This is a genomic window from Victivallis sp., from assembly GCF_048170485.1.
In the GTDB taxonomy this organism is placed as follows: Bacteria; Verrucomicrobiota; Lentisphaeria; order Victivallales; family Victivallaceae; genus Victivallis.
This window is the reverse complement of record NZ_DBEXAY010000012.1, coordinates 1-8,303: the sequence shown is the minus strand read 5'-3', so window position 1 is coordinate 8,303 and position 8,303 is coordinate 1. Positions and strand designations below refer to the sequence as shown.

General features: G+C 62.2%; 9 protein-coding genes. 1 reads left to right on the top strand and 8 read right to left on the bottom strand.

The genetic code is table 11. From position 1 onward, the window contains the following. The first annotated feature begins 75 nt into the window (after positions 1-75). Positions 76-2,109 carry an LTA synthase family protein gene (locus tag ACMLHG_RS00650; protein WP_295809693.1) on the top strand — a complete coding sequence of 678 codons (2,034 nt, stop codon included), beginning with the start codon at positions 76-78 and terminating at the stop codon, positions 2,107-2,109. 4 nt (positions 2,110-2,113) lie between these two features. On the opposite strand, the gene ACMLHG_RS00645 is transcribed toward ACMLHG_RS00650, so the two are convergent. The 8 genes from ACMLHG_RS00645 to ACMLHG_RS00610 all read right to left on the bottom strand — a co-directional run. Then, a complete protein-coding gene (locus ACMLHG_RS00645) occupies positions 2,114-2,875 on the bottom strand; it encodes a glycosyltransferase family 2 protein (RefSeq protein WP_294436564.1) in 762 nt (253 codons plus the stop codon). A 37-nt stretch (positions 2,876-2,912) separates the two neighbouring features. After that, positions 2,913-3,719: a pyrroline-5-carboxylate reductase gene (gene proC, locus ACMLHG_RS00640; protein ID WP_295809687.1), complete on the bottom strand. Its 807-nt coding sequence runs from the start codon at positions 3,717-3,719 to the stop codon at positions 2,913-2,915. 6 nt (positions 3,720-3,725) lie between these two features. Further along, complete coding sequence (locus ACMLHG_RS00635; RefSeq protein ID WP_295809684.1) at positions 3,726-4,565, bottom strand: undecaprenyl-diphosphate phosphatase; 840 nt, start codon at positions 4,563-4,565, stop codon at positions 3,726-3,728. Between the two features lie 16 nt (positions 4,566-4,581). After that, the gene (locus tag ACMLHG_RS00630; RefSeq protein WP_294436567.1) at positions 4,582-4,851 is read right to left on the bottom strand and encodes a hypothetical protein; all 270 of its coding nucleotides are present in this window, start codon (positions 4,849-4,851) and stop codon (positions 4,582-4,584) included. Further along, on the bottom strand, positions 4,848-5,783 hold the full coding sequence (locus tag ACMLHG_RS00625) for a helix-turn-helix transcriptional regulator (protein ID WP_294436568.1): 936 nt from the start codon (positions 5,781-5,783) through the stop codon (positions 4,848-4,850). Before ACMLHG_RS00625 ends, ACMLHG_RS00630 begins: the two co-directional genes overlap by 4 nt. Before the next feature lie 118 nt (positions 5,784-5,901). After that, a complete protein-coding gene (locus ACMLHG_RS00620) occupies positions 5,902-6,867 on the bottom strand; it encodes an RluA family pseudouridine synthase (RefSeq protein WP_417169190.1) in 966 nt (321 codons plus the stop codon). Beyond that, positions 6,848-7,615 (bottom strand): prolipoprotein diacylglyceryl transferase, encoded by a 768-nt coding sequence (gene lgt, locus ACMLHG_RS00615; protein ID WP_417169189.1) that lies wholly within the window; start codon positions 7,613-7,615, stop codon positions 6,848-6,850. The genes ACMLHG_RS00620 and lgt overlap by 20 nt, the downstream gene beginning before the upstream one ends. Positions 7,616-7,619: 4 nt before the next feature. Next, positions 7,620-8,303 (bottom strand): DUF368 domain-containing protein (locus tag ACMLHG_RS00610; protein WP_417169188.1); only part of this gene is annotated, 684 nt, incomplete at its 5' end.

Here is an 8,303-nt window from a genome sequence, read left to right as displayed (position 1 = left end):
AAAGTCAGATACTAAAGATATCACGGTTCCGTTGTTTTTCAAGTCCCGGTTCCGAAAAAGAGAGAGAAAACCGTCATGGGTCCTGTCGCATACCTCGCAGCGCTGCTGTTTCTTCTGATTCCCGGTGTCATCAGCGCCCTCTTTACCGCCGAACTTTTCGACCGCTGCCTGTGGGCCCTGCTCTCCGCCGTCGTCGGAGCGGGAGCGGTCGCCTTTGCCGGCGCCCTGCTCCCGGACAGCTGGAAACGGCGCCGCGCCGTCCTCACCGGAGGCGTGATGTTCTTCGTCCAGCTCCTCACTCTGGCGGAGGGCTGCGCCTGGATGATCAGCGGAAAAACCTTCAGCTACGAATTCGCCCTGCATCTCTCTCTCAACACGTTGCGCTACGGAATGTCCGACTACGAGTGGGCCGCGCTCGCGGCGGTCTTCTATCTTGTACTCTCCGCCGTCGCCGTCGGACTGCTGAACCGGAAAAGTCCCGGGCAGTTCCGCCGGAAAATCGCCCTCCCCGCCGGAGGCGTCGCCCTGCTTCTGCTGTTCTTTCTGCCGACGCCGACAGGGGAAGCGTTCCGCTTCTGGGTCATCCGCCCGCTGACGCGCCAGGACACCGCGGTGACCGAGAGCGATTACTCCCGCTTCGGCATCAAGCGCAAAATTCCGGACCGGGACGACGTCACCGCCCTGCCGGGGAAAAATCTGGTCCTCGTCTATCTCGAAAGCACCGAAAACAGCTACCTGGATGAAGAACGCTTCCCCAACCTGATGCCGAATACCCGCAAACTGCTGGAAGAGGCCATTGTCTTCGAAGAGATTCAACCCTCGGAATACGCGACCTTCACCTTCGGCGCCCTGTTCGCGTCGCAGTCCGGCTACGACCTCACCGACCTCCAGCTCGCCGGCAGGCTCGGCAACGACGGTGTCAATCCGGCCGTCGGCAACCGCCTCAGCTCACTGCCCGGCGTACTGAAAAAGGCAGGATACTTTCTCAGTTTCATGAACAGCGCCTCGCTCAATTTCGCCGGAGCGGGCGTGATGCTCTCTGAATTCGGCTACGACGACCTCTGGGCAGCGGAGGCCCTCCCCCCCGGGGTGAGAAAACAGCTCGGATTTGAAGGCGAATGGGGCGGCTGTCGCGATACGATGCTCTTCCGCATCGGTGCGGAAAAATACCGGGTTCTAAGCGAACGCGGTCAGCCGTTCCTGCTGGCACTGTTGACCATTGACGCCCATCATCCCAATGGATTCGTTGCGCCGGATGGGCCGGTTTACGCCCGTCCCGGCGAAGACCCCTCCCAGCTGCTCACCGCCATTCACCGCACCGATCAGGCGCTGGGGGAATTCGTCGAACAACTCAAACGCCAGCCGGCCTGGAAGGATACGGTGCTCTTCGTCGTCACCGACCACCTCGCCATGAACGGCGCCACCACCTCCGACCTCCTGCGGGAGAACCCGCACCGGCGTCTGCTCGCCTTCGCCCTCAACGCCGGCGCTCCCCGCCGGATCACCGTCAAAGGGAAGACATTCGACCTGGCGCCGACGCTGCTGGAACTGGCCGGCGTGCGGCACAACTATCTCTTTCCGCTGGGCGAAAGTCTGCTGGGCAACCCGAATCCCAACCGGCTGCGCGGCGACTCTCCGACCGCAAAACCGGCATTGGAACAGCTTCTGCTGGAAAAATCCGGCGCACCCGCAGGCAGAAAACAGGATGGCACGGTCCGGGTCACCTCCGACCCGTATACGGCACTGGTGATCGACGGCATTCTGATGCCGCTCTTCTCGCAATCCTACGGCATCCTGATCCTGCCGGAAGGGGACGAGTGCTTCGCCGTTCATCTCTCGCCGGAAAACCGGGCGGAGAAGTGGCGCCGCCTGGAGAGTACCGCGGCCATCGCGACATTTCTGGAGGAGGGAGAGCGCAATCTGCTCTTCGGCAAGGCGTCCGGTCCGGCCGGCGTGCTCACCGGCCTGTCGGAACTTCCGCCCGACGACTACATCCTCGCCGTTCAGGAAAACGGAAAGTTCCGCACCGTCCACGGCCCGCGTCCGGAAACGCTGGTGCTGCCGCTTGCTCAGGACAGCACTCCGGCCGCTCCGACGGGAAACCGGTAGAATTTTATTTTGCGCCGAGCACCTCGTCCCACGGCCGGACGAAGCACTTCGCGTCGGTGGTAAATACGTTGTAGTGGACGATGTGACAGAATGCGGCCACGCCGTCGCGCCAGCCGATCTTCTTCCCCTCGTCATAACGGCGCGGATTGTAGGAGATCGGCACCTCCCAGATCCGCAACCGCCGCGAGCGGGCCAATTTCGCCGTGAGCTCCACCTCGATGCCGAACCGGCACGACTCCAGAATCAAATTCTGAATCACCTCCCGCCGGAACGCCTTGTAACAGGTCTCCATGTCGGAGAGATGGATGTCGGAAAAGAAGTTGGAGAAAAAGGTCAGCACCTTGTTGCCCATCTCGTGCCGGAAAAAGCGCACCTGCCCCGGCGTCCCCATGAAGCGGGAGCCGTAAACCACATCCGCCTTCCCCTCCACCAGAGGTGCCAGCACGATGGGGTAATCCTCGGGGGAGTACTCGAAATCGGCGTCCTGCACCATCACGAACGGCTTCCGCGCCTCCCGAAACCCCCGGATCAGCGCCGCGCCCTTCCCCTGATTGACCTCCTGATTGAGCAGACGCACCCGCGGATTCTCCCGGAACGTCTGCAGTTTCTCCCAGGTGCCGTCCTTCGATGCATCGTTGACGATCACCAGCTCACCGACCTCGGGACGCGCCAGCACCCGGTTGACGATCTCACAGATCGTCCCCTCCTCGTTATAGGCGGGCATCACAACGGTAAGCACGCCGGAAGCCTGTTCGAGCGTTTTCATCCATAACCTCCTCGGCCGGTCGTTCACCGCCGCATTCCTAGTTCTTCCCGAGCTCCTCGGAGCGCCGCGCACACGCCCGGACCGCCGCGATCACCGCACCGGCAAACGCCCGGTCCTCCAGCACCTCCAGCGCCCGGATAGTCGTTCCGCCCGGACTGGTCACCTGATCCTTCAGTATCGCCGGATGGATCCCGGTCTCCTTCGCCATCGCTGCCGAACCCAGCACCGTCTGAATCGCCAGCTGCGTCGCCACATCGCGCGGCAGCCCCTCGGCGACTCCGCCGTCGGACAGCGCCCGGATGAATTCAAACACATAGGCCGGACCGCTGCCCGAAAGCGCCGTCACCGCCGTCAGATATTTCTCCTCCACCTGCATGGCGACGCCGACCGCAGAGAGAATCCGCTTCGCCAGCTCACCGTCGGCGGCCTGCGCTTCCGGAGCGAGCGAGTAACCGGCCGCCCCCTCGCCCACCAGCGCGGGGGTGTTCGGCATAACCCGCACAATCCGCCCCGAACCGGTCAACGCCGTCAGCCGCGCAATCGGCACACCGGCCACGATCGATATGACCGGCTTCCCGGCGAGAGCTCCCGCCAGCGGCTCCAGCGCCGATGCCAGCACCTGCGGCTTCACCGCCAGCAGCACCGCCTCGGCCTGCGCAATGCCCTCGTTCAGAGCGTCGCCACTGTAACAATGGACGCCGGTTTTCTCTTCAAATTCCTGCGCCGCTCTCGCCGATACGTCAAAGGCGGCCAGTTCGGATTTTTGAAACACCCCGGCCTTGACGATGCCGCCCGCGATCGCGGTCGCCATCTTGCCGGCTCCCAGAAAGAAAAGTTTGAACATAATCCACTATCTCCTTGCCATAACGGCGATCTGCCAGAGAATGACGGCGATGCCGATTGCATACAAATACCACGAAAACACCGAGAGCCGCCCGCGCCGGATCAGCCGGGTCAGCCAGGACAGAGCGAAAAAGCTCACCAGCGCGGAGATCAGCAGCCCCGCCGCCATCATCGGCAGCGTCACGCCCCCCTCCTCCACCGGGAGTCCATCGCGGCAGAGGCTGACCAGCTCGAGAAATGCCGCGCCGCCGATCGCCGGAATCGCCAGAAGAAATGAGAAGGTTCCGGCCGCGCTCCGCTCCACGCCGGAGAGAATTCCCGCCGTAATCGTCGTCCCCGAACGCGACAGACCGGGAAGAATCGCAAACATCTGGCTCACCCCGACCACCAGCGCCTGCCGGAGCGTAATCGCCTCCAGCGCCGTCGGCGGCAGATCCCGCTCCGCCTCCGGCCGGACGATCAGTTTCGGCTTCTCCGAAAGCCGCAGCAGCGTGGCGGTGATCAGAAATGCCAGCCCGATCATCACCGGTTCGCCGAAGAGTTTCTCATCCATTCCGGAGAGCTTCAGCGCGACGCCCGCCAGTCCCGCCGGAATCGTCCCGGCAATCACCATCAGCAGCAGGTGGAACTGCTCCCGCCGGAAAAAGCCCAGCAGTGTCTTGAAGTAAAACACCAGAATCGCCAGCAGCGACCCGGCGTGCAGCACGATTCCGAGCGCGAGGCTCCGATCCTCCCGGAACCCGAACAACGCTCCCAGCACGGCCAGATGACCGGAGGAACTGACAGGAAGAAATTCAGCGATTCCCTGCACGACGGCAAGGATGATTACATAGATCCAGACATTCATACACGAAAACACTTCATCAAGGTTGAACAATCGGCACCGGCACAACCGGTTCCGGTGGCGACACCGGCGGCTCCGCCGGAGCTTCGCCCTGCTTTCTGGCACGATCGAGCGTGTCATCCACCCCCGTTTTGACCTGCGTCCAGGCGCTCTCCGCGGCATTCAGCCCCTCTTTGCGGGCCGTCGGATTGAAATAGACATAGAGCCCGAATCCGATCGCCGCCACCAGCAGAATTGCCGTAAGACAGCCGGCCATCAGGCCGCAGCAACATCCGAAACCGCCTCTCATTTGCCCCCTGCCTTCAGAGGACGCACCGTGATCTCCAGCACGGGCAGCTCCCACGCCACCTCCTCCAACGTCCGGCGGGTGCCGGCCAGCCGGAACGCCTTGCGGCGGCCGCGGCGCATCTCCTGAATCAGGTATTTACCGGCGACATCCCGGCAGAGACTCATCTCGCGGTACCCCTCCGGGCGCCGGTCGGCGACCAGCACCAGAAGAGAGCCGGGCAGGCCGAGCGCAAGATCGCGGCCGCTGGCCTGAATCGCCACCGAATCGTCGACCGTGACACCGGGCATATCGATGGTCCGCGTCGCCCGGCGCCGGGCATAGGCGGCAAAGGAACCGCTGCCGTCATACGCATCCAGATCGATCAGGTTCAGCAGCGGAATCTGCTGTTCCGCGCGGTACGGCGCGCTGTTTTCCGCCACTTCGCTGAACGCGTTGTCGAGCGCTTCATTCGCCGCGCCGGTCAAACCGCCCACCCCGGCACTCTGCAGCAGAGCCGCCGACGTGCACCCCAGAATCGGAGCGATCTTGTTGGCTTCGTCCAGCGTCGGAATCGCCTCAAAACAGGTTTCAAACACCTTGAGGTGCGACGCCGGCACGCCGGAGAGGTTGGAGAGCTGGCGAAGCGAGAGCCCCCGCTGACAGCGGAGAGCAAACATCAGCTGATTGAACGGAGAAAGCATGTTCTCCGCCCCGGTCCGGATGCGTGAAAGCAGTGAATTGAGTTCAAATGCCCGTGTCCGATCGAGCGAAATCATCTCGCAAATCGTATCGAGCTGCTTCTGATTCGGCACGATTTTGCCGTGAATTATCTGCGAAACCGCGGCGGCGGAAATATCCAGCCGGACCGCCAAATCCTTCTGCCGGATATCGGCGTTGCGCAAATAATCCTTAATCAGCTTTCCAAACTTGATCTTCAGTGGAGTAACTGCCATATGATTACCTGCAATATCATTTAACTTCCGGTTGCATCTTTTTAAGTAATATACATATCGTTGCGATTATTCCAAATTTTTTTTCGAATATCTCGCCGATTTTTCGCGGTTTTCTTCTTCATTTTGCGGAATTTTCTCCGTCACCGGGCACCATGCGGTCAAGAAGATTCTTAAAATCCGGCGGAATCGGAGCGGTGAACTCCATCGCCTCCCCGGAAACCGGATGCGGCACCCGCAGTTTCCACGCATGAAGCATCTGCCGGGAGAGTCCCTCGATCGACACCCCGGCGCCGCCGTAGAGCGCATCTCCGAGCACCGGATAACCGATCGACGCGAGATGGACCCGGATCTGATGGGTGCGCCCGGTCAGAATCCGCACCTTCAGCAACGCGGCGGGAACGCCGTCAATCGTGCCGGTACGCACCGTCCGGTAGCGGGTGATCGCAATTTTCCCGCAACGCTCGACCACCGCCATCTTCTTCCGGTTGACCGGGTGGCGGCCGATCAGGTTCGAAAGTTCCCCCGACGGCCGCTTCGGCACCCCGCGCACCAGGGCGAGGTAGGTCTTCGCCGTCTCCCGCCCGGCGAACGAGCCGGAAAGTTTGAACTGCGCCGACGCGGTTCTGGCCACCACCAGACAGCCGGAGGTATCCTTGTCCAGCCGGTGGACGATGCCGGGGCGCGAATTGCCGCAGGCGAGCTCCTCCGCCAGTTGCGGATACCGCCCCAGCAGGGCGTTGACCACCGTTCCGGCGGGATTGCCGGCGGCGGGGTGAACCACCACTCCGGCCGGCTTGTCGATCACCAGCATGGCGTCGTCCTCATAGAGAATCGGGAAGTCGAACGGCTCCGGAGAGGGTTCCGGGGAGCTCTCCTCCGGCAGATCGACCTCGATCCGCATTCCGGCCCGGACGGGGTAGCGGGGAATATCGACCGCAGCGCCATCCGCCCGCACCATGCCATCGCGTATCAGCTTCTGCAGATAGGAGCGCGACGAGCCGGGAATCAACCGCGAAAGACAGCGGTCGAGCCGGGTGCCGGCCTCCTCGGCCGTGATGGAAAATTCAAGCTTTTTTGTGGCCATGGCGCAGAAAATACACCAGCAGAAGGACGCCGGCCGGAATGACCGCCAGCCCGATCAGCTGGGCAGGAGTGAACAACTCGAATACTTTGGGATTGTCGCCCCGCAGAAGCTCGTTGAGAAAGCGGAACGTACCGTAAAAAATCAGATAGCAGGACATCGCCACGCCGCGCGGCGCCCGGCGCAACAGATAGAGGTAGAAAAACATGAGCAGAAACTGCCCGCCCGCCTCGTACAACTGCACCGGATGCAGCGCCGCGCCGGGATAACGGAGCGCCGCTTCACTGCCCGCCGGATAGCGGACGCCCCAGAAAAGTTCGGTCGGCTTTCCGTAACAGCAGCCGTTGAGAAAACAGCCGATCCGGCCGCAGGCGTGCGCCAGAGCGATCGCCGGCGTGTACGCGTCGAGAATGCGCACGATGTCGAGTTTCTGACGGCGGGCGAAGACCCAGAGAGACGCGATTGCCAGCAGAAAACCGCCGTAGAACACCAGTCCGCCCTGATCGATCCGGATGATCCGCCAGAGGTGATCCCGGTACTGGTGGAAAAACTGGACGACGTAAAAGATTCTCGCCCCGACGATTCCGGCAATCATCGCGACGAAGAGCGAGGCGGACGCCTGATCGGCGGACATAGCTGCATATTTGCGGGTCCTGCCGATCAGCCAGGCGGCGAGCAGAAAGCCGATCGCCGCCATCAGCCCGTAACTGCGGAGTGAAAATCCGCCGATCTGAAAGAGAACCGGATGCATGATGTTACTGTGCTCCTCCGGAACGTTTTTTCTCCAGCTCTCCGGCGATGGTTTCCAGCACGATCACCAGGGCGAAACCGAACACCGCCAGCCCGATGGCGGCCATGACGCCGGCGTCGAACTCTTCCGGCAGGACGTTGCGGAGTTCATCCGGCCCCTTCCACGGCCACACCTTGCGGAGCGAGCCGCCCATGAAGCCGATCAGCAGTGCGACGGTGAGGTCGTGATATTTGCGGAAGAGCCAGCTCAGCAGCCGCACGAAGGAGGAGATGCCGATGACGATGCCGCAGAGGAAGACGCCGAGCGTCAGCAGGTTCGGCACGAGATCGGTTCCGCTTTTCAGGTTGTGAACCGCTCCGAGCACATGTTCATATTTCCCCATCAAAACAAGGATGAACGAACCGGAGATACCGGGGAGAATCATCGCGCAGATGGCGACCGCGCCACAGACAGCGATGTACCAGAGGCCGTCGGGCGGATTCTGAAGCAGCGGAAGTCCGACGATGATCCAGGCGCCGACCGCGCCGATGAGTGCGGCGATGACACATCCGGGGGTCCATTTGGAGACCCGGCGGAACACGGCGAAGATCGAAGCGACCCCCAGCCCGAAGAAGAACGCCCAGATCTGGGCGGGCCGGTTTTCGAGCATCCACTTGATGTGGGAGGAGAGCAGAAGAATCGCGCTGCC

What these genes read in the sequence shown, in the direction of transcription:
- ACMLHG_RS00650 (WP_295809693.1), top strand. Translation starts at nt 76, where the DNA reads ATGGGTCCTGTCGCATACCTCGCAGCGCTGCTGTTTCTTCTGATTCCC.
- lgt (WP_417169189.1), bottom strand. Translation starts at nt 7,615, where the DNA reads ATGCATCCGGTTCTCTTTCAGATCGGCGGATTTTCACTCCGCAGTTAC.
- ACMLHG_RS00630 (WP_294436567.1), bottom strand. Translation starts at nt 4,851, where the DNA reads ATGAGAGGCGGTTTCGGATGTTGCTGCGGCCTGATGGCCGGCTGTCTT.
- ACMLHG_RS00625 (WP_294436568.1), bottom strand. Translation starts at nt 5,783, where the DNA reads ATGGCAGTTACTCCACTGAAGATCAAGTTTGGAAAGCTGATTAAGGAT.
- ACMLHG_RS00620 (WP_417169190.1), bottom strand. Translation starts at nt 6,867, where the DNA reads ATGGCCACAAAAAAGCTTGAATTTTCCATCACGGCCGAGGAGGCCGGC.
- ACMLHG_RS00635 (WP_295809684.1), bottom strand. Translation starts at nt 4,565, where the DNA reads ATGAATGTCTGGATCTATGTAATCATCCTTGCCGTCGTGCAGGGAATC.
- proC (WP_295809687.1), bottom strand. Translation starts at nt 3,719, where the DNA reads ATGTTCAAACTTTTCTTTCTGGGAGCCGGCAAGATGGCGACCGCGATC.
- ACMLHG_RS00645 (WP_294436564.1), bottom strand. Translation starts at nt 2,875, where the DNA reads ATGAAAACGCTCGAACAGGCTTCCGGCGTGCTTACCGTTGTGATGCCC.